General features: G+C 34.8%; 21 protein-coding genes and 1 tRNA gene. 13 read left to right on the plus strand and 9 right to left on the minus strand.

The features are described 5' to 3' along the window. Window positions 1–247: 247 nt before the first annotated feature. From ACEN92_RS12090 to ACEN92_RS12110, 5 genes are all read left to right on the plus strand, one after another. Window positions 248–1,306, plus strand: a complete 1,059-nt coding sequence (locus ACEN92_RS12090) for a 3-oxoacyl-ACP synthase III family protein (protein ID WP_495638617.1) — start codon at window positions 248–250, stop codon at window positions 1,304–1,306. A 273-nt stretch (window positions 1,307–1,579) separates the two neighbouring features. Then, window positions 1,580–2,101 carry a class I SAM-dependent methyltransferase gene (locus ACEN92_RS12095; RefSeq protein ID WP_495638618.1) on the plus strand — a complete coding sequence of 174 codons (522 nt, stop codon included), beginning with the start codon at window positions 1,580–1,582 and terminating at the stop codon, window positions 2,099–2,101. Window positions 2,102–2,126: 25 nt separating this feature from the next. Beyond that, entirely contained in the window at window positions 2,127–2,975 is an 849-nt protein-coding gene (locus ACEN92_RS12100; RefSeq protein ID WP_495638619.1) for a glycosyltransferase family 2 protein, read from the plus strand. 78 nt (window positions 2,976–3,053) lie between these two features. Next, a complete protein-coding gene (locus ACEN92_RS12105; protein WP_495638620.1) occupies window positions 3,054–3,800 on the plus strand; it encodes an MlaE family ABC transporter permease in 747 nt (248 codons plus the stop codon). Further along, a complete protein-coding gene (locus ACEN92_RS12110) occupies window positions 3,800–4,561 on the plus strand; it encodes an ABC transporter ATP-binding protein (RefSeq protein ID WP_495638621.1) in 762 nt (253 codons plus the stop codon). The genes ACEN92_RS12105 and ACEN92_RS12110 overlap by 1 nt, the downstream gene beginning before the upstream one ends. A 61-nt stretch (window positions 4,562–4,622) precedes the next feature. On the opposite strand, the gene ACEN92_RS12115 is transcribed toward ACEN92_RS12110, so the two are convergent. The 4 genes from ACEN92_RS12115 to ACEN92_RS12130 form a co-directional block, all read right to left on the minus strand. Continuing rightward, window positions 4,623–5,228: a SprT-like domain-containing protein gene (locus tag ACEN92_RS12115; protein ID WP_495638622.1), complete on the minus strand. Its 606-nt coding sequence runs from the start codon at window positions 5,226–5,228 to the stop codon at window positions 4,623–4,625. A 92-nt stretch (window positions 5,229–5,320) separates the two neighbouring features. After that, entirely contained in the window at window positions 5,321–5,998 is a 678-nt protein-coding gene (locus tag ACEN92_RS12120) for an SDR family NAD(P)-dependent oxidoreductase (RefSeq protein ID WP_495638623.1), read from the minus strand. A 35-nt stretch (window positions 5,999–6,033) separates the two neighbouring features. Then, entirely contained in the window at window positions 6,034–7,014 is a 981-nt protein-coding gene (locus ACEN92_RS12125; RefSeq protein ID WP_495638624.1) for a M20/M25/M40 family metallo-hydrolase, read from the minus strand. 142 nt (window positions 7,015–7,156) lie between these two features. Then, the gene (locus ACEN92_RS12130; RefSeq protein ID WP_495638625.1) at window positions 7,157–8,299 is read right to left on the minus strand and encodes an acyl-CoA dehydrogenase; all 1,143 of its coding nucleotides are present in this window, start codon (window positions 8,297–8,299) and stop codon (window positions 7,157–7,159) included. Between the two features lie 429 nt (window positions 8,300–8,728). Between ACEN92_RS12130 and ACEN92_RS12135 the strand changes: the two genes are divergently transcribed. The 4 genes from ACEN92_RS12135 to ACEN92_RS12150 all read left to right on the plus strand — a co-directional run bounded on the left by ACEN92_RS12135 (window position 8,729) and on the right by ACEN92_RS12150 (window position 13,111). Next, window positions 8,729–9,310, plus strand: a complete 582-nt coding sequence (locus ACEN92_RS12135) for a chalcone isomerase family protein (RefSeq protein WP_495638626.1) — start codon at window positions 8,729–8,731, stop codon at window positions 9,308–9,310. A gap of 87 nt (window positions 9,311–9,397) precedes the next feature. After that, window positions 9,398–10,624, plus strand: coding sequence for a Glu/Leu/Phe/Val dehydrogenase dimerization domain-containing protein (locus tag ACEN92_RS12140; protein ID WP_495638627.1), 1,227 nt, complete (start codon window positions 9,398–9,400; stop codon window positions 10,622–10,624). A 360-nt stretch (window positions 10,625–10,984) separates the two neighbouring features. Next, window positions 10,985–11,893, plus strand: a complete 909-nt coding sequence (locus tag ACEN92_RS12145; RefSeq protein ID WP_495638628.1) for a glycoside hydrolase family 16 protein — start codon at window positions 10,985–10,987, stop codon at window positions 11,891–11,893. A 309-nt stretch (window positions 11,894–12,202) separates the two neighbouring features. Then, window positions 12,203–13,111 (plus strand): energy transducer TonB, encoded by a 909-nt coding sequence (locus ACEN92_RS12150; RefSeq protein ID WP_495638629.1) that lies wholly within the window; start codon window positions 12,203–12,205, stop codon window positions 13,109–13,111. 344 nt (window positions 13,112–13,455) lie between these two features. Here the strand turns inward: ACEN92_RS12150 and ACEN92_RS12155 are convergent, their stop codons facing one another. Both ACEN92_RS12155 and ACEN92_RS12160 read right to left on the minus strand, forming a co-directional pair. Next, a complete protein-coding gene (locus tag ACEN92_RS12155; protein ID WP_495638630.1) occupies window positions 13,456–13,851 on the minus strand; it encodes an ExbD/TolR family protein in 396 nt (131 codons plus the stop codon). A gap of 3 nt (window positions 13,852–13,854) precedes the next feature. Continuing rightward, window positions 13,855–14,550 carry a MotA/TolQ/ExbB proton channel family protein gene (locus ACEN92_RS12160; protein WP_495638631.1) on the minus strand — a complete coding sequence of 232 codons (696 nt, stop codon included), beginning with the start codon at window positions 14,548–14,550 and terminating at the stop codon, window positions 13,855–13,857. A 127-nt stretch (window positions 14,551–14,677) separates the two neighbouring features. On the opposite strand from ACEN92_RS12160, the gene ACEN92_RS12165 reads away from it, so the two are divergent. Next, window positions 14,678–15,919 carry a bifunctional folylpolyglutamate synthase/dihydrofolate synthase gene (locus ACEN92_RS12165; protein ID WP_495638632.1) on the plus strand — a complete coding sequence of 414 codons (1,242 nt, stop codon included), beginning with the start codon at window positions 14,678–14,680 and terminating at the stop codon, window positions 15,917–15,919. A gap of 160 nt (window positions 15,920–16,079) precedes the next feature. Further along, window positions 16,080–16,154: transfer RNA gene (locus tag ACEN92_RS12170), tRNA-Val, on the plus strand. Between the two features lie 213 nt (window positions 16,155–16,367). Here the strand turns inward: ACEN92_RS12170 and ACEN92_RS12175 are convergent. Beyond that, on the minus strand, window positions 16,368–16,724 hold the full coding sequence (locus tag ACEN92_RS12175) for a winged helix-turn-helix transcriptional regulator (RefSeq protein ID WP_495638633.1): 357 nt from the start codon (window positions 16,722–16,724) through the stop codon (window positions 16,368–16,370). Window positions 16,725–16,826: 102 nt separating this feature from the next. Between ACEN92_RS12175 and ACEN92_RS12180 the strand changes: the two genes are divergently transcribed. Further along, window positions 16,827–17,579 (plus strand): SDR family NAD(P)-dependent oxidoreductase, encoded by a 753-nt coding sequence (locus ACEN92_RS12180; protein WP_495638634.1) that lies wholly within the window; start codon window positions 16,827–16,829, stop codon window positions 17,577–17,579. A 22-nt stretch (window positions 17,580–17,601) separates the two neighbouring features. Continuing rightward, a complete protein-coding gene (locus ACEN92_RS12185; RefSeq protein WP_495638635.1) occupies window positions 17,602–18,363 on the plus strand; it encodes an SDR family NAD(P)-dependent oxidoreductase in 762 nt (253 codons plus the stop codon). A gap of 665 nt (window positions 18,364–19,028) precedes the next feature. On the opposite strand, the gene ACEN92_RS12190 is transcribed toward ACEN92_RS12185, so the two are convergent. Both ACEN92_RS12190 and ACEN92_RS12195 read right to left on the minus strand, forming a co-directional pair. Then, complete coding sequence (locus ACEN92_RS12190) at window positions 19,029–19,757, minus strand: superoxide dismutase (protein WP_495638636.1); 729 nt, start codon at window positions 19,755–19,757, stop codon at window positions 19,029–19,031. Next, window positions 19,754–20,923, minus strand: coding sequence for a chromate transporter (locus ACEN92_RS12195; RefSeq protein ID WP_495638637.1), 1,170 nt, complete (start codon window positions 20,921–20,923; stop codon window positions 19,754–19,756). Before ACEN92_RS12195 ends, ACEN92_RS12190 begins: the two co-directional genes overlap by 4 nt. Window positions 20,924–20,927 lie beyond the last annotated feature (4 nt).

Genomic DNA, 20,927 nt, shown 5'->3' on the forward strand with positions numbered 1-20,927 from the left:
AGTTTTAAAGCTTGTCGGGGTTTTGTTTTTTTTACCTTATGTTAAAACCTGAAACTTGAAACTTTTTTAACACGGCTTTCCCATTTCAATCGTTTGAAATCTCGGCAAAATATAAATTTCATTAAAAAATAAACAATATTTACAGTTAAAAATTATTATTTGACAATTATATGCATGCATAGTAATTTTTATGGTTGTAATTATTTTTTTATTTATAAATTAGCGTAAAATTTTTGGAAAAGGACTAATGAAAATAAAAATTATAGGCATCGGAAGTTATATTCCGCAGAAGGAAGTTAAGAATACTGATTTTGACAAACATATTTTTTTAAATGAAGATGGTACCCCTTTTGGATATCCAAACGAAGTTGTAATTAAAAAGTTTAAAGGAATAACCGGCATCGAAAACCGCCGTTATGCCGAAGATAATTATATCACTTCAGATTTGGCTTTTTTTGCTGCCGAAAAGGCAATTGCGAATGCCAATATTGACAAAGAGTCATTAGATTATATCATTTTTGCCCACAATTTCGGCGATGTAAAATCTGGTACTCATCAGTCGGATATGATTCCGAGTTTAGCGACCCGTGTCAAAAACAAACTGGATATTAAAAACCCAAAATGTGTGGCGTACGATATCCTTTTTGGATGTCCGGGCTGGATTGAAGGTGTATTGCAGGCCAATGCTTTCATCAAATCCGGAATGGCAAAAAGAGTCTTGGTGATTGGAGCCGAAACTTTATCAAGAGTGGTTGACGATCATGATCGTGATTCGATGATTTATTCTGATGGTGCAGGTGCTTCAATCTTAGAAGCTTCAGATGGCGAAACAGGTTTATTATCATACGAAAGTGCCACTTTTGCCAATGAAGAAGCTGGTTTTTTATACTTTGGTAAATCATATAATTTAGACTTGGATCCAGACATTAAATATATCAAAATGTATGGCCGTAAGATTTATGAATTTGCATTAAGCCAGGTTCCTTGTGCCATGAAAAGCTGTTTAGATAAAAGCGGAATTCCTATTGATGGGGTCAAAAAAATCCTGATTCATCAGGCTAATGAAAAAATGGACGAAGCCATTATTACCCGTTTTTACAAATTATACGACAAAACGCCGCCTGAAAACATTATGCCAATGAGTATCCATGATTTAGGAAACAGCAGTGTCGCAACCGTTCCTACTTTGTACGATTTATTAATTCAGGGAAAATTAGAAAACCACGAAATCAACAAAGGTGATGTAGTTATTTTTGCTTCAGTTGGAGCAGGAATGAATGTTAATGCATTTGTTTATCGATATTAAAAGAATATATTCAACAATATTAGATTAAGTTTTTTTTATGTAGTTGACATTTTACGCAAAGACGCGAAGTCGCAAAGTTTGAATTTAGTTACTTTGCGACTTCGCGTCTTTGCGAAAGATTTACTTTGCATTTTCTTATAACAAGTCCGCATTTTAAATGTAGACTTTTCATTTTCATTCAAATTAAAAAACACAAAAAAGAAGATAACTTTGTATATTTGCGACCTAATATAAAATCAAGAACGAGAGATTGCTTCGTTCCTCGCAATGACTATGTACGAAAAAACGTTTCCAAATAAAAGATTCAAACTTACTTTAGAATTTTTACAAAAGCATATCAAAACTTCTGAAACAATCCTTGACTTAGGAGTTGAAAATCCGTTTTCTAAAATCATGAAAGAAGCTGGTTTTTCAGTAAAAAACACCACCGGCGAAGATTTAGATTTAGATCAAAATGTATTGAAAACCGAAAAATCAGATGTAGTAACTGCTTTCGAAATCTTCGAGCATTTACTTAATCCGTTTACGATTTTAAACGAAATTCAATCAGACAAACTCTTGATTTCGATTCCGATGCGTTTGTGGTTTTCCCCGGCATATCGTTCCAAAACAGATATGTGGGACAGACATTACCATGAATTTGAAGACTGGCAATTAGACTGGCTTTTAGAAAAAACCGGCTGGAAAATAATCGACAGACAAAAATGGGCAAATCCCGTAAAAAAATTTGGCTTAAGACCGTTTTTACGCAGTTTTACCAATCGTTATTATATTGTTTACGCGGAAAAAGCCTAACGGCAAATTCCAAAGAATAAAATTCATGAAGTACTATATTGTTATACCAGCTCATAACGAACAGGATTTAATTGGCCTGACTTTACAATCTTTGGTTTCGCAAACGGTTTTGCCTTCAAAAATTGTGGTTGTAAACGACAATTCTACAGATAAAACAGAAGAAGTCGTTTTGCGATTTGCCAAAGACAATCCATATATTTCTGTTGTAAATAAAACCTCAGATGCGATTCATATGCCGGGAAGCAAAGTAATTCAGGCTTTTCAGAAAGGTTTTGAAACTCTGGATTCGGAATATGATATTATTGTAAAAATAGATGGCGATTTAATCTTTCCTCCTAACTATTTCGAAACAATTATCAAACACTTTCAATCCGATCCAAAAATTGGAATGGCGGGCGGATTTTGTTACATCGAAAAAAACGGCGATTGGATTTTAGAAAACCTAACTGATAAAGATCACATTCGTGGTGCACTAAAAGCCTACAGGGCAGCAACTTTTCAGCAAATTGGAGGTTTAAAACCTGCTATGGGCTGGGATACGGTAGATGAATTGCTTTGCAAATATTACGGCTGGAAAATAGTTACAGATCCTTCTTTACATGTAAAACACCTTAAACCAACAGGTGCCAATTACAACAAAACAGCACGTTACAAGCAAGGAGAAGCCTTTTTTACATTAGGATACGGTTTCTGGATTACAGCAATTGCATCAGCCAAATTAGCCCTGATGAAGAAAAAACCACTTCTTTTTTTTGATTACATAAAAGGTTTTTGGAAAGCAAAAAATGCTAAAACTCCTTTATTAGTTACCCCCGAACAGGCAAAATTCATTAGAAATTATCGTTTTCAGAAAATGAAACAGAAGCTTTTTTAGTTGCAAAACTTAAAAAACTGCAAACTCAAACTATTAACTGTAAACTAATCCTTAATTTAGCCAATATTTGTAAAAACTATGATGCTAATTCGTTATTTATCCCAATTAGGAAGATATTTTTTAATGTTGAAAGAAATTTTTAACAAACAGACCAAATGGTCTGTGATGAAAAAATTAATTTTCAAAGAAATCGATGATTTAATTATCGACTCTCTTGGTATCGTTTGTTTTATTTCTTTTTTTATTGGAGGAGTTGTGGCCATTCAAACCGCACTAAATTTAACTAATCCTTTAATTCCAAAATATTTAATTGGTTTTGCCACTCGTCAATCTGTGATTTTGGAATTTGCTCCTACTTTTATTTCGGTTATTATGGCGGGTAAAATGGGATCTTACATCACTTCCAGTATTGGAACAATGCGTGTTACGGAACAAATTGATGCTTTAGAAGTTATGGGTGTTAATTCATTAAACTATCTTGTCTTTCCAAAAATAGTAGCTTTATTGATGTATCCGTTTGTAATTGGAATCAGTATGTTTTTGGGTGTTTTTGGCGGATGGCTTGCTTGTGCGTATGGCGGATTTTCAACCAGTCAGGACTTTATTCAGGGAGCTCAAATGGAATTTATTCCGTTTCATATTACTTATGCTTTTATTAAAACTTTAATTTTTGCCATGCTATTGGCGACAATTCCCTCATTTCACGGATATTACATGAAAGGCGGTGCATTAGAAGTTGGTAAAGCAAGTACGGTATCGTTTGTCTGGACATCTGTTTGTATTATTCTTTTTAATTATATATTAACTCAATTATTATTAGGATAATGATAGAAGTAAAAAACATAGAAAAATCATTTGGTGACAGTAAAGTTTTAAAAGGCGTTTCAACAGTTTTTGAAACTGGAAAAACCAACCTCATCATTGGACAAAGTGGATCCGGTAAGACAGTTTTATTAAAGAGTCTATTAGGAATTCATACGCCGGACTCCGGAACTATTGAGTTTGACGGACGTGTGTATTCTGATTTAAATCCTGACGAAAAAAGAGAATTAAGAACCGAAATCGGAATGGTTTTTCAGGGAAGTGCTTTATTCGATTCGATGACCGTTGCTGAAAATGTAGCTTTCCCTTTAAGAATGTTCACCAATGACAACAGAGCAAAAATCAAAGAACGTGTTGATTTTGTTTTAGAACGAGTAAACTTGGTTGATGCACATACAAAATTACCATCAGAAATATCAGGAGGGATGCAAAAACGTGTGGCTATTGCCCGCGCCATTGTTAATAATCCAAAATACCTATTTTGCGATGAGCCTAACTCTGGTTTAGACCCCAATACATCTACTTTAATCGATAATTTGATTCAGGAAATTACAAAAGAATACAACATTACAACCGTAATCAACACACATGACATGAACTCTGTGATGGAAATTGGCGAGAACATCGTATTCTTAAAAAAAGGGTTAAAAGCCTGGCAGGGAACCAAAGAAGAAATCTTTAGAACAGATAACAAGGACATTGTGAAATTTGTATACTCTTCTAATCTGTTTAAAAAAGTAAGAGAAGCTTATTTGAAAGGATAAACCTTTAAATTCGACATCAAAAATCCCAAATTCTAATTGTCAAAACTGGAATTTGGGATTTTTAATTGTTACCCGGTAATAATTCTACCTCAGCATTTGGATTGAAAAGATAGGTTCTGCCTGAACTGATTTCAATACATTCGAAACGTTTGGTCCTAACCGCAATTTTCTTAAATATCTTACCATTCTGAATTCTGAAAACACTACCGTAGGGAATTTCAAAAATGTAATTTTTGTCGTTTTCTTTATCATATTGTTTTAAAGCCAATGACAAAGTTGTATCTGTATCGCTGCTTGCTGTGGGATTCTTAAAATGCCTCGCCAATAATGGTAACAAATGGGGTGGAAAAATCTCGGGACGAATAAAAGGAATCATCAATCTTTGAAAAGAATATTTCCATTCGTTTCCGTGAGGTTTTATATGTCGCCCGAATTTTTCGAAAGCAACCAAATGAGAAATCTCATGAATCAAAGTAATCAGAAACTTATATTTATTGAGACTTGCATTTACCGTAATTTCATGTTTCCCGCTCAATCCTTTTCTGTAATCGCCATGACGTGTCTGACGTTCATTAACGATTTTCAGATGAACCTGATTGGCAACAATCAATTCAAAAACGGGCTTTACAGCATGTTCCGGTATATATCTTGCGAGCGTTTCGTTCAATGTAATTATGAATTATGAAATATATTTTTGAATCAAATGAAATATTAAAGGACTTGGGCTCCGCTCAGCCTGACAACTAATATTTTAATTAACTAAGGATTCGTCGAAGAAACTTCCAAAACTTTTCCATTAAAATATTTATTTCCGTTAAGTGTAAAATCATAAATATAATTGGCCATTCCTTCAGCTGAAATTGGTGCCTGATATCCCGGGAAAGCTTCATTCAGCATTTCAGTCTGAACTGACCCTAGAGCTAGGACATTAAACGAAATTCCTCTTTCCTTATATTCTTCTGCTAACAATTCCGTTAAGGTAATTACTGCTCCTTTACTTGAACTGTAAGCGGCTAAACCTGCAAATTTCAGGCTTCCTCTCACCCCTCCAATCGAACTGATAGTTACGACATGGCTTCCTTTTTGAAGATAAGGCAAACAAATTCTGGTAAGATTCGCAACAGCAAAAACATTCACTTTGTAAATACTTTCAAAATCTGCCTGCGTTGTTTCAGCAAATGGTTTTAAAAGTAAAGCACCTGCATTATGCACAACAGCGTCTACTTTTTTCCATGCAGATGAAAGAAAATCCTCTACAGCATCTAATGCAGATTCATCAGCCAGATCAACAGAAAGACAAGTAACATTTTGATGTTCTAAAAGTGCCTGAGGAATTTTTCTTGAAATAGCCAGGACCTGATTTCCGGCATTTGCAAACTGTAAAGCTAATTCATAACCAATTCCTCTGCTCGTTCCGGTAATTATAATATTTTTCATGAAGCAAAAATAATCAAATCTTATAAAAGGTACGACTATTTATTCATTGTAATTTCTTGCGTAGAAGATGTTGTGATCTGTGTGACAGCAGGAAGGAACTCCTGAATAAAATTGGCCATATGTGGAATATCCATCACTTTAAATTCATCTGACGGATGATGGTAAAATTCGAAATTCTCAAAATCAAAAGTACTTATAGATTGACAAGGCTTTTTGAATGCTTCATAAAAAGAGTAATTATCTGACCTGTAAAACAATTGATATTCAGCTTCTTTTGGTAAAAACCCAATTGTGTTTTTACCAGTATATTCATTTATTTTCTGAGCCATATTCGATTTATCAAAGCCTGTAATATAGGCTAAGTAATCCCGTTTCATTGGCACACCGATCATTTCGATATTCAGCTGGGCATATAAATTAAAATCTTGCTTTTTAAGTTTTTGAACCAAACTTTTAGATCCTAACAATCCTTTTTCTTCTCCTGTAAAAAACACAACAAGAATACTTCGTTTATTTGATTTCATTTTGCTGAAATATTTAGCTATTTCCGCAACTGCCGTAACACCTGAAGCATCATCATTAGCTCCGTTATTTATTAGATCCGCTTGACCTTTGATCTTATCCAGACCAATATGATCATAGTGGGCACTTAAGACTACATATTCTTTTTTAAGAACAGGATCTGTGCCTTCCAGAACGCCAACAATATTAAAAGCAGGTGTTTTAAAGTTCGTAAGGGTATCACGATAAGAAGAAAAATAAGGTTTGACATTATTTTTCTTAAGAAAATCTTCAAGAAAAACAGCCGCCTTTTCAATTCCCTTTGTTCCGGTTTCACGGCCTTCCAATTCATCGGAAGAAAGATATTTTAAAAAACCTGAAACATCATTTTGCTCCACTTTATAAGCAACTTCAATAGATTCTGATGTTGATTTTGAGCTTTTTTCAGGTATGACAGAAACAGTAGATTTACAACCTAATAAAATAAATGGCAGAAGAAAATATATTTTTTTCATAAAGAATTGCATTAAATTACTGCATCTTAAACAATTAGCAGTATGGTTCAACATAAACTTCTGAAAAGTAAAAAAAATAATTGTAAAAAAACCCTTTCAAAGCTAAAAAAACTGAAAGGGTTGTATAAAAATCAAACTCTAATTATCCAGCAATAACAGATCTGGAAATTACAATTTTCTGAATCTCTGAAGTTCCCTCATAAATCTGGGTAATTTTAGCATCTCGCATAAAACGTTCTACGTGATATTCTTTTACGTAGCCGTTTCCACCATGAATCTGAACTGCTTCAACAGCCGTATCCATTGCCACTTGCGAAGCAAACAATTTAGCCATCGCTCCACTTACATCATAATTTTTATGCTGGTCTTTATCCCAGGCTGCTTTCATACATAAATGACGGGCCGCTTCGATATTAACAGCCATATCTGCCAATTTAAAAGCAATTGCCTGATGATTGCAGATTTCAGTTCCGAAAGCTTTACGTTCTTTTGAATATTTCAAAGCCAGTTCATAAGCTCCTGAAGCGATTCCTAAAGCCTGGGAAGCAATACCAATACGGCCTCCTGCAAGCGTTTTCATGGCAAATTTAAATCCGAAACCGTCTTCTCCAATTCTGTTTTCTTTAGGAACTTTTACATCACTAAACATTAATGAGTGTGTGTCTGAACCGCGAATTCCCATCTTTTGTTCTTTTGGTCCAATAGAAAATCCCGGCATATCTTTGGTCATAATCAAAACATTTATCCCTTTATGTTTCAATTCTGAGTGTGTTTGTGCAATTACCAAATATACTGAGGCTGTATTTCCATTAGTAATCCAGTTTTTTGTTCCGTTTACCAAATAATGGTCTCCCATATCTGTTGCAGTAGTTTTTTGTGAGGTTGCATCACTCCCTGCCTCTGGTTCACTTAAACAAAAAGCGCCATGAATTTCTCCAGAAGCCAAACCCGGTAAATACTTTTGTTTTTGCTCTTCGGTTCCAAATTCCTGTAATCCCCAGCAAACTAATGAATTATTTACAGACATTACCACAGAAGCTGAAGCATCAACTTTCGAAATTTCTTCCATAGCAATTACATACGAAATCGTATCCAAACCACTTCCTCCGTATTTAGGATCAACCATCATTCCCATGAATCCTAATTGCCCCATTTTTTTTACTTGTTCAGTCGGAAAAATTTGTTTTTCATCTCTTTCTATTACACCGGGCAACAATTCGTTTTGAGCAAAATCTCTTGCGGCTTGTTGAATCATTAAATGTTCTTCGGTAAGATTAAAATCCATAATCGTGTTTTTAGTTTTATTAAGTCTCTCTTTTTCTTCCTGTTTAGTGTAAAAAAAAGCTTTTCAAAGATAAATTTTAAATATGAATCAACAATGCGTGCATAATATTTTAAGCTTTAATCAAAAAATACTATAACGTTTTCGTGATAATTTTGAATTTTAAACTAAGAAAGGGAAATTATAATATATATTCTTTAAAAATTAAGATTAAAATTATCGATAAAAAAAATTAAGATTAAAAGCTTTAAGTAATCTATACTATAGAAAAAACCAACGGACATAAATATACGTATATAGAGGTAAATTAACTCCTACTATTTTGATTATTAAAGTAATAGATTTAAAATAAAAGAAAAACATATCACATTATTGCTTAAAATTTACAAATTAAGAGTACTTTTGCAAAAAAAACAAAACCACTAAGACACTATGAAAAAGATTTTACTATTACTCACATTCCTTTTAAGTTTACAATTTTTAAATGCGCAAAAAAGTTTAGAAGTAAACGGAGTAAATATACCAAGAACACTTGATTTTAAAGGAGAAACCCTAACTTTAAATGGTGTTGGGCAACGTTCAAAAATGTTTACTGATTTATATGTACAGGCATTGTATCTGTCCGTATTAACACAGGATCCTAAACTTATTTTAGACAGCGATACCGAAATGGCTATCAGAATACACATAACCTCATCATTAGTTACCTCGAAAAAGCTATCAAAAGCATTGGCAAAAGGAATGGAAAAATCTGTTGGTGAAGAAGGAATACTAAAATTGACCAAAGAAGTGCAGCAGCTTGAAGACTTAATAGGTAAAGAAATTACAAAAGCCGGTGATTTTTTTAACTTAGTATATAATCCTTTTGACAAATCATTGTGGATTTATAAAAACGACAGATACGAAGGAAAAATTGAGAGTTTTGAATTTAAAAAAGCATTTTTTGGTATCTGGCTTTCAGAGAATCCGGTTGATAAAGATTTAAAAGAAGAGTTATTGGGCAAAAACAACTAAATACATCTTTCATACATTTCTTCAATAATAGAGTATTCGCATTAATCTATTCTATATATTTGCCAAAAATAAACATATCTCATTAAAATGAAAGATTTATTGCAGCAATTTGAAAATAAGGAGCCGGAAATTGTTTTTAACTGGAAAGATTCTGAAACAGAAGCCGAAGGTTGGACCGTAATTAATTCACTTCGTGGAGGAGCTGCGGGTGGAGGTACCAGAATGAGAAAAGGCCTTGATATGAATGAAGTTTTATCACTTGCCAAAACCATGGAAGTCAAGTTCTCTGTTTCAGGCCCTGCAATTGGCGGTGCTAAATCCGGAATTAATTTTGACCCCAATGATCCTCGTAAAAAAGGTGTTTTACAACGCTGGTACAAAGCCGTTTCGCCTTTACTGAAAAGTTATTATGGAACAGGCGGTGACTTGAATGTAGATGAAATTCACGAAGTAATTCCGATGACGGAAGAGTGTGGAGTGTGGCACCCGCAGGAAGGTGTTTTCAACGGACATTTTAAACCAACTGAAGCTGATAAAATTAACAGAATCGGACAATTACGTCAGGGCGTTATCAAAGTAATTGAAAATCCTAAATTTTCACCTGATGTAACCCGCAAATATACTGTTGCCGATATGATTACCGGTTTTGGTGTTGCTGAAGCTGTTCGTCATTTTTATGCAACTTACGGTGGCGAGATAAAAGGCAAAAAAGCAATAGTTCAGGGTTTTGGAAATGTAGGCTCCGCTGCTGCTTTTTATCTGGCAGAAATGGGTGCAAAAGTAATTGGAATTATTGATCGTGATGGCGGATTAATCAAAGAAGAGGGCTTTTCGTTTGAAGAAATCAGGGCTTTATTTTTAGCTAAGGACGGAAACAAATTAGTTGCCGACAATATGATTCCGTTTGAAGAAATCAATTCAAAAATATGGACAATTGGTGCTGAGATTTTTACGCCATGTGCCGCTTCAAGATTGGTTACTCAAACTCAGATTGACAGTTTAATTGCAAACGGATTAGAAGTGATTTCTTGTGGGGCTAATGTCCCTTTCGCCGATAAAGAAATCTTTTTTGGATCTATCATGGAAGAAGTAGACCGCAAAGTCAGCCTGATTCCTGATTTTATATCGAACTGTGGAATGGCGAGAGTTTTTGCTTATTTCATGGAGAAAAAAGTTCAAATGACAGATGAGGCTATTTTTAACGATACTTCAGACATTATAAAAAATGCGATTGTAAAAGCACATACTTTGAATTCGTCTAAAACAAATATCAGTGCAACTGCTTTTGAAATTGCACTAAAACAATTAGTATAATTTTTTTATACTTCATTCTAAACGAGTCAAATCAGGTTTATAAATCTGTTTGGCTCGTTTTTTTATTTCTAAAATTTAATCTTTCAGGAGAAATAATATATTATTCTTTTTAGAAAATTTCCATTCTGCTTTTCTTAATACAAATCTTCTTTTAACCATAGCATCCTCATTATTAGATCTTTTTGTTTCATAATACATCATTTCTGTTATGAAATGCCGGATTTGTGGCATTTCCCTTTTGAGTATTCAAGTACTTTTATCAAAACCTTTTTATTGTTTGTTAATAGTTATCACTATTCGTAGTATCTAGCTAACTGCTTTAAATTGTTTTTATTACTAATCTATATAACCACAAAAATTATGAAAAAATTGAATTTATTATTCTTAACACTGACTTGTGCATTAGGAATTGCATCCTGCTCAGAAAATCAGCCATCTTCTGTAGTAGAAGAAAAGCTAACCAGCATGACCCATAAAGCTGCAGCTGCCCCCTGGGTAAAACAATTTGAAGAAACATTCAATGCAGGTTCTAATCTGTCCCAATGGACAAAAGAACAGCGGTCGGATTATAATTCCTGGTATTGCGATTATAACAGTTCTGTACCTACAACGCAATGGAGAGACGGAAAGCAATGTTTAGAAATTAAGACTACAAAATTAAGTGCCTATAAATACCAGTCCGGTTTTATCACTTCAAATTATCAATACAAGCCGGAAAACAACACAGAGTATATGCTTTCTGCTAATATTAAATTATTGGCGATGAATGGAACTACATACAAATCCTTTACTGATACTTATGGTGCCTGGCCTGCTTTTTGGTCTGTACAGGGAAATGCCTGGCCAACTCAGGGAGAAATTGACATTATGGAAGCGTACTCTTTTGCCCCAAATGCAAGCCGTTATACTTCAAATCTTTTTTACGGAACCTCTGCAGGCACCAATTTATTAGGAAACGCTGCAGAAAGAAATTACCCTGGCACATTTAATATTAACGGCAACAACGGCTGGCATTTATATGAATCATTTTGGAAAATAGTTAATAATGTTGCGACAGTAACTATAAAAGTGGATAATGTAACTATTGCCACCTATACAAACAATACTGTTTCTAATCTTAATCTGAACAATTTTGGGATGCATCGTATTACTTTAAATATGAACGTTGGATCAAAAGATTCTAATTTTATAGATCCTAACAAAATAAACTTATTTACCAGTGCAATCATGTGGGTTGATGATGTGACTGTATACAAAAGACCCATTTAAGTCTTTAAATCTCACTTTTTTGCTTTATGCAAAATAAATAAACTACAATTCCTTAACCACGAATTTTACAAATTTCAAGCATCAATTCTTTTCAGCCTTAGAAATGAACTCGCAAAAATTTGTAAAATTCGTGGCTTTTATTGTTCAAATTTATTATTGCTATAAGTAAGTTTATTAATTTATTTTACTCCAAAAGCTTTCAAGTAATAAACATTACCCATTAATAGTTTTAGGAGCAATTTTTACTTCTAACAATTTTTAGTACTTTTAAACGTTTTTTATTAATACAATTACAAATTCAGAATCAAAATGACTTCTACGGATTCTTCAGATAAAAAGAAATCACTATTAATCTCCACAGCAATTTATGGTGCCTTATTATTGCTGTTATTTCTTATACGTTTTTGGCCCCCATATAATCCGGAAAATAACGTAGCTCTGGCTTCTGGTGGCGGAGGCGGTGGAGTAACCGTAAATTTTGGAGACAGTGATTTGGGTTCTGGGGCGAATTATAAAAGTGAAGTTTTAGAAGTTAAAAACCAAGCCAAACAAGCACCTGCAAAAGTAAAAGCAACTCCTGACGAATCAATTATTACACAGGAAAACACAGCAACTGATAAAACAGACGTAGTGATTCCAACGAAAGAAAAACCTAAAAAGAACACTCCTGTTGTAAAACCGGAAGTAAAACCTGTTCCTCAAAAACCTAAAGTTTCCAATTCTACAAATGATGCTTTATCGAGCATTTTAAAAGGTTCCAATAAAGGTGGTGATGGTGATGATAAAGTTGCAGGTAATAAAGGAAAAGCTAACGGAAGTTTAGGATCCAACGGTTATTATGGAACCGGAGGTTCTGGTGGCGGGACTGGCGGAGGTAACGGTACTGGAAATGGTATCGGCACCGGAAGTGGTTACGGAGCGGGAAGTGGCGGAGGTTCCGGCGGTGGCTCAGGATACTCTTTAGGAAACCGTAAAGCATTATCTAAACCGGCACCTAAATATACTTGTAATGAAGAAGGAAAAGTGGTTGTAGAAGTTACAGTGGATCAAAATGGAAAAACAATAGGTGCAACGCCCGGAATAAAAGGAACAACCAATACGGCAAGTTGTTTACTGGAACAGGCCAAAATTGCGGCAATGAATACCAAATGGGCTCCGGACAGCAATGCTCCGGTAAAACAAACAGGGAAAATTATTTATAATTTCAGTTTGAATTAAAAGACTAATTTACTAATTGACACGGAAATTAGTTATGTGAAAAAGGTTTTCTGAAATATTCAGAAAACCTTTTTTTATTTGCTTTTTTGTCATTTCGACGAAGGAGAAATCACACTAGTAGCTCCGTTCCTAAAGTTGCCAATCTTTGTAGAATTACAAGTGTGATTTCTCCTCCGTTAAAATGACAATATTGAGAGAAGAACCAATATGTTTTTTTTTGCGTGAGGGATAGCAGCTGGCTACCGAAGTAGCGCGGATAGCCCGACCGGAATAAAAAAATGGGCCTATCAACATCCTGCTGATTAGCCCATTTTGTTTATTGTGGTCACGTCCAAATGATCATTTTACTTCGGATTTGTGGCGATTACAAATTTCAGATTGTTCTTTACTCCTATTTGTAATACATCAACCAAATCCTGTACTTGCAAATTAAACGGAATACGAACTACAACCGTCTGTTCTTTATTGTCTCCAATTTTAGACATCAGACTTGCTTCTAATTCTTCGAACTCGACTGGCTGTTTGTCGATGTAGAATTTTTTATCCTCGGTAACAGATAAACTAATTAATTGTTTATTCGTTTTTTCGTTAGATTTCGCTTTTGGCAAAGTCATCTTTATAACATTCGGATTTGCAAGTGTTGAGATAATAAGAAAAAACAACAGCAGGAAAAACATGATGTCACTCAATGATGAGGTCGCCACTTCGGCATGAAATCTTCTTTTTCTCTTAATAGACATACCTTATGCTCTTTGAATTATATTGACAAAAGCTAATATTTGTTTTTGGATTTTTAAGGCAAAATCATCAATTTTACCATTTAGAATATGATAAGCGCTATAGGCAATAATACCAACAATAAGCCCTGCTCCACTACTGATCATTTTCTCATACAATCCTCCGGAAATGTTTCCGATACTAATATTTTCTGTTACAGAAATACTGTAAAAAATCTTAATTACACCCGAAATAGTTCCAACAAATCCAAGGGTTGGCGCGATACCGGCAATAAGTCCGAGGTGCCCTAAACGGCTTTCCATTTCACCAATTTCGATATCGGCGGCGCGGTCCATGTTGGCTTCGATTTCGGCAATTGGCCTACCAATTACCAAAACGCCTTCTTTTAAAATGTTCGAAGCTGCAGTATCACTTCTTTCTACGATTGTTCTGGCCAATTCTATATTTCCGGCATTCAGTTTATCACCTACATCCTGCATCAGTCTATTATCAATTTTTGAAGCTTTTGCGATGTATAAATAACGTTCAATAATCACATAAAAAGTATAAAATAATAAAATGGCAATTGGTATTAAGAAAAAACCTCCTTTTAAAATAAATCCTAAAACTGAGATTTCGGTATTTGGTGCAATTTTTTCGATAACTACGTTAGATGCAGCATTTGCGATGGTATCTGTTTGTAATTGAATGAAGCTAAACATATATTAATTCTGGTTTATAATAATTAATTCTAAAAAATATTTCAAATTTGCAATAAAGATAATTTTCACTGTAATATTAAACTAATAAAATTGAAAATTATTTCAATTAACCCCTATTTTATTCGAAATGAACTATCAGGAAACCACAAATTGGATGTTTAATCAATTACCGATGTATCAGCTTCAGGGCGCTTCGGCATACAAGGAAGACTTGACCAATATAAAATTACTGGCGGCTCATCTTGATAATCCTCAAAACAGCTTAAAATGCATTCATGTAGCGGGAACCAACGGCAAAGGATCGACTTCTCATATGCTGGCTTCGATATTGCAGGAAGGAGGATATAAAGTTGGATTGTACACTTCGCCACATTTAAAAGATTTCAGGGAAAGAATAAAAATTAACGGTAAGGACATTTCAGAAGATTTTGTTGTTGAATTTATTGCTAAACACAAAACTTTTTTTGAGGCAAACGACATGAGTTTTTTCGAAATGTCTGTTGGTCTGGCATTCGATTATTTTGCTTCTGAAAAAGTTGATATTGCCATTATTGAAGTTGGTTTGGGAGGAAGATTAGACGCTACAAATATTATCACACCGCTGGTTTCGGTAATTACTAACATTGATTTAGATCATATGCAGTTTTTAGGAAATACGCCAAGAGAAATTGCGGGTGAAAAAGCCGGTATTATTAAACCAAATGTTCCGGTTGTGATTGGTGAATACACTCCGGAAACACAGCCTGTTTTTTTAGCTAAAGCCGAAGAAAACAATGCCCCGATTTATTTTGCATCCGATTTAATTTCAGAAGTTTTTCCTTCGGATTTAATTGGGGATTATCAATTTCATAATAAAAAAACAGTTCAGCAGACTATCGCGGTTTTAAATGCTCAAAATGAATTTAAGATTTCCATTGAGAATTTAAAAACGGGTTTACTAAATGTTTTCAAAAACACAGGCTTGCAAGGAAGATGGCAGCAATTAGGGAAAAATCCGAAAATAATCTGCGACACGGCACACAACAAACACGGCCTGGCAATTGTGATGAACCAGATTCAGAAAGAAAGTTTTGAAAACCTTCATATTGTTTTGGGAGTTGTAAATGATAAAGACCTGGATTCGATTTTGCCCCTTTTCCCTAAAAAAGCCCAATATTATTTCTGCAGACCGGAATCTTCAAGAGGCTTATCTACTGAAATACTCAAAGAAGCCGCTAAAAAATATGATTTGATTGGAGAAAAATACGATTCTGTTGAAGAGGCTTTTAATGCAGCCAAAAAGAATGCGGGACAAAATGATTTTATTTATGTTGGCGGAAGCACTTTTGTTGTTGCCGAATTGCCCTTGAACCAAGCAAATTCAAATTAGCATAAAAATGTTCAAAAAAAATACTTTTATAACAAATTCAATTCCAGTAAAATATAAATTTTAGTGCAAATAATATGAATTATTAATGCATTTTCTTTGGAGAAATGAAAAACTAACGTATATTTGCACTCGCAATAACGCAAGACATTGCAACCCGAAAGGGCGATTAGCTCAGCTGGTTCAGAGCACCTCGTTTACACCGAGGGGGTCGGGGGTTCGAACCCCTCATCGCCCACAGATTTAGAAATTCCTTAAGAAATTAAGGAATTTTTTTATGCTTTATGTTTTCTTGTGACTCACTGATACGGGCAGTCTTGCTGCTTAGGGATCAACACAATACCTGTCGAAGTATTCTTTTTTTGTGTCGTATTGTAAAACTTTATCATACATAATGTAACGGGTATATACAAATTAGCAGCAATGGCAGCACGACACCGTCAAAGGCGAATTATACCCCTACTATCTTTTTTCGGTGAGCTATACCCCAATCAGTAAGATTGCTGATTATGGTTTGTAGCGTATTGCCGTGTTCCGTAAGTTCATATTGAACTGTTATAGGTTGTGTATCTAAAACGGTTCGTTTTACCAACTGGTTTGTTTCTAATTCCTTTAATTCTTTGCTCAACATTCTGTTGGAAATTCCTTCTATATCATTCAAAATATCTGAAAATCGCCTTTTACCGTAACAGCAAATAGACGTAATAATAGCAATCTTCCATTTCCCATTCAGCACATCCATTGAATCCTGAACGGATCTCATTCTTTTCTTCTGTTCCTGTTTAAACTCTTCTATTTTACATCCCATAATGTTACTTAGTTACCTCTGTGTTACTGTTATTTTTAAGCACAAAGTTACTAAAAGTAACTTTAGCGATCTAACTTTGCCGTCAATCATTAAAAAATAAAAATGAATAGATTAAAAAACAAAGTAGCGGTTATTACAGGTGGTAATAGTGGCATTGGATTTGGCATTGCCCAAGAATTTAAAAATGAAGGTGCTGTAGGTGCTATTGTGGGCAGAAATCAGGAAACTTTAGATAGTTCTTTGGCGCAGCTTGGAGATAATTTTATAGCCATAAATGCCGATGTAACTAATCTTGCCGACCTGAAAAGAGTGTTTAAAGAAACATCTGTAAAATTTGGTAAAATAGACGTGGTTGTAGCCAATGCGGGTGGTGGAACTGTAGGAACTGTGGCAGATATTGGCGAAGCCGACTATGACAAGACAATGGATTTAAATCTAAAAAGTGTTTACTTCACTGTTCATAAGGCACTGCCTTATATGAATGATGGTGGTTCTATTATTCTTATAGGGTCAAATGCAGCACATCGGGCATATCCGTCTTTTACGCTTTATGGTGCTGCAAAAGCAGCTGTAATCTATTTTGCAAAAGGATTTTCAAGCGACCTTTTGGGCAGAAAAATTAGAGCAAATGTAATAACACCAGGTACAACAGATACACCGGCATTTGAAAAGTTTGTTCCCGCAGAACAAATTAAAGCTATAAAAAAACACTTTGCGGATGGAATGCCGATAGGCAGGATTGGGCAACCCTCTGACATTGGTAAAACAGCAGTTTTCCTGGCTTCTGATGATTCTTCGTTTATGCTTGGTGCTGAACTCCTTATTGATGGAGGCCTAACCTATTTGTCTAAATAATAATCCTAAATCGATTTGAATAATGAGTAAATTAAAAAACAAAGTAGCCGTAGTTACAGGTGCTTCAAAAGGAATAGGTGCATCTATCGCAAAACACTTTGCAGCAGAAGGCGCAAAGGTGGTTGTGAATTATGCCTCAAGCAAAGAAGGAGCAGATAGTGTGGTTAAGGAGATAATAAACAATGGGGGCATAGCCATTGCAGTACAGGGAGATGTATCAAAAGAAGCCGATGTAACCAGGCTGTTTGAAGAAACAAAGAAGGTTTTCGGTACATTGGATATTTTGGTAAACAACGCTGTATTCCAGCAATTTTTACCTATTGAACAGGCATCAGCAGAAGCTTTTTTTCATCAGCATTTTAACGTCAATGTCTTGGGTCCAATACTTACTATCCAGGCATCTTTGAAACTGTTTGGCGATAAGGGTGGCAATATCATCAATATCAGTTCAGGCGCAAGCAAATCACCGATGGCAGGAGTCTCTTTGTACTCTTCAACCAAAGCGGCATTAGATGCCATAACGATTTCTTTATCGAAAGAACTGGGTACAAAAAACGTTCGTATAAATTCTATTTTGCCGGGAGCTACAGAAACAGAAGGTGCAACTAATGCGGGTGTCACTGCTGGCAGTGAGTATGAAAAAATATTTGTTGCCAATACACCGCTTGGTCGTAGAGGTCAGCCCGAAGATATTGCTAAAGCTGTCGTATTTCTTGCTTCCGATGATGCAGCCTGGATTACGGGAGAACAAATTTCCGTTTCAGGTGGTATGTATGGTTTTTAAATTCAAAAACTCAAAAAGAATTAAAGACAATTGAACATCATTATTGGTTGACGGTGGTTTATATCAACTGCGCAAAATAAATCAGCAATAACCGCTACTTAGCACTAAAAGCCACGAATAACTCGTGTATCTGTGACTTTTTGATTTCGGACAAGAGCGTTAAATTACGGATGAAGAACCACTGCCGACGACAGCTGTTTTAACATCCCTCTTATTTTACCAATTATTCCTTTATATTTTCTAAAAACACCAAAATTGGTATTAAGTGTTCGATTGCTGTCCCTGACAGCCCGCCAAATAAAGCTTCAATGAAAATTGAGGCTTTTTTTTATGCTGTATAGCCCCATAAATACTAACTCCCCCAGTTTTATTGAGAATTTTAAGTTCGGAATTCTCAAATCATAATTACATACCAAAAAAATGATTTTCCATCAATTCCTTTACAGCTTTTGGAATATCATTTCTTTACACTATTTTTTAATTATTCATCATTAGAGTGTTTGATTGAACCCTGACATTCCATCGAAAAACAAATAAAATTTAACTTTAATAAAACTCTTGAGCTTTTATATTGTATTTCTTTGAACATTGCTGGGCATTTTAGAAAACGTGAGCATTAATTGACTATACAATTTCTAGAATTATAAGCTTTACCAGCTACAATTCTACTTCATTAATCTCTCAGCGTCATTCAATCTTTGCGCTACATTATTCCAATTTATAATATTAAATAAAGCATCAACAAAATCGGTACGTTTGTTTTTGTATTTCAAATAATAAGCATGTTCCCAAACATCGATTACCAGTATTGGAATTGCTCCCCATTGAGTTAGCTTTTCATGATTTTCACATTGTAAAACAACGAGGCTGTCGCTATAGGGTTGATAAGCTAAAATGCCCCAGCCATTGCCATCCACATTCTTTGAGGTTGCTGCAATTAATACTTTTAATTTATCGAAGCTTCCAAAGTTTTTTTCAATACGTTTTAGAAGATTACCAGTTGGTAAATTGCTTTTATTGGTCAGGTTTGTCCAAAAAATGGAATGTAATATATGAGAGGAAAAATGATACGATAATTTTTTAGTCCAGAAATCAACAGTTTCCAAATTGTTCTCATCCAAAGCTTTCCTGATCATCTGTAAATCCTTATTAGCACCTTTTACGGCACCGCCATGATGAAAAGTATAATGCAGGTGAAGTGTTTCTGCATCCATGTAAGGTTCCAGGAAATTTTCGTTATACGGAAGAGTCTGTTGAATATAATTACCATTAGCGTCTACTAATTTATCAATATTGTTATCAGCTAAATTTTTTGAAAAAGCATTAGTTGTGGGAAGCACCAATGCTGCTGCACCAAAAAGCGTACCCGATTTTAAAAAGTCTTTTCTGTTCATATTATTACTGATTTTATAATTACACCTAAAATAGCGGCTATAAGAATAATATAAGGTTCCTGAACTTTCTTTATATAAAGTAAAGCAAAAATACTTAGAAAAGCTATAAGCACAGTTGGGATATCTATAATGCTTCTTTTCGCTATTACGATGACTGATCCAACTAATGCTCCTACGACCGCAGCAGTAATACCATCTACAAACGCTTTGACTGGTTTATTTTGTGCAATTTTTTTAAATGACGGTGCCATTGCAATCGTAAAGATATAACAGGGTAAAAATGTTGCCAGTGCAGCGACTAAAGCTCCAAGGAATCCATTAACCAGATAGCCTATAAATCCTACTGTTATCACGACAGGGCCTGGCGTTATCATGGCTACAGCAACAGAATCTAAAAATTGCTGCTCTGTGAGCCATTGGTTTTCAACGACTACTCCTGAATGCAGAAACGGAACAATTGCAAGTCCACTGCCAAAAACAAATGTTCCGGCTTTAGCAAAGAAAAAGGCAATTTTTGTGAGCGTTGTACTTTCATAATTCCAAAAAGCAACCTGCAATAAAATTATTGAATTTACCGTTTTTCCATTCCACCATTTAGGCGGTGCTTTGACAATCATATATAAAATTCCCGTAGCTATAAATAATAGGACCTGCTCTTGTTCAGTCAGGAATGTGATGATTACAGCCAGGAAGAAAAATAGCCATAACAACCATTTTGATTTGAAAGATTCCAGATTGAATTTACCAATGGATTTTAACGTGAGTTTATAGGAACTTAAGGCAATAATTCCAATAACGGCGGCTCCTACACCATAGAAAACAGCTTGTATCCATGATAGTCCTCCATATAATTTATATACAATCCCCAGTAAAACTACCATTATAAAAGAGGGCATTACAAATGCAAATCCTACCAAAGTAGCTCCAAGAATTCGGTAATGTACAAATCCAAGATAGATTCCCAATTGTGCTGCCAAGGGACCGGGAGCCAACTGAGCCAGTGCCAGACCTTCTTTGTATTCTTCTTCTGAAATCCATTTTCGATCTTCTACCAGATCTTTGTGCATATAACCCACCAAGGCAACAGGACCACCAAAGCCAATGGCGCCTAATTTTAAGAAATAAAGCACTAGTGATCTTAAGCTATATTTTTGACTTTCTTCCATTACA

The sequence above is a fragment of the Flavobacterium sp. Flavsp81 genome, assembly GCF_059491325.1.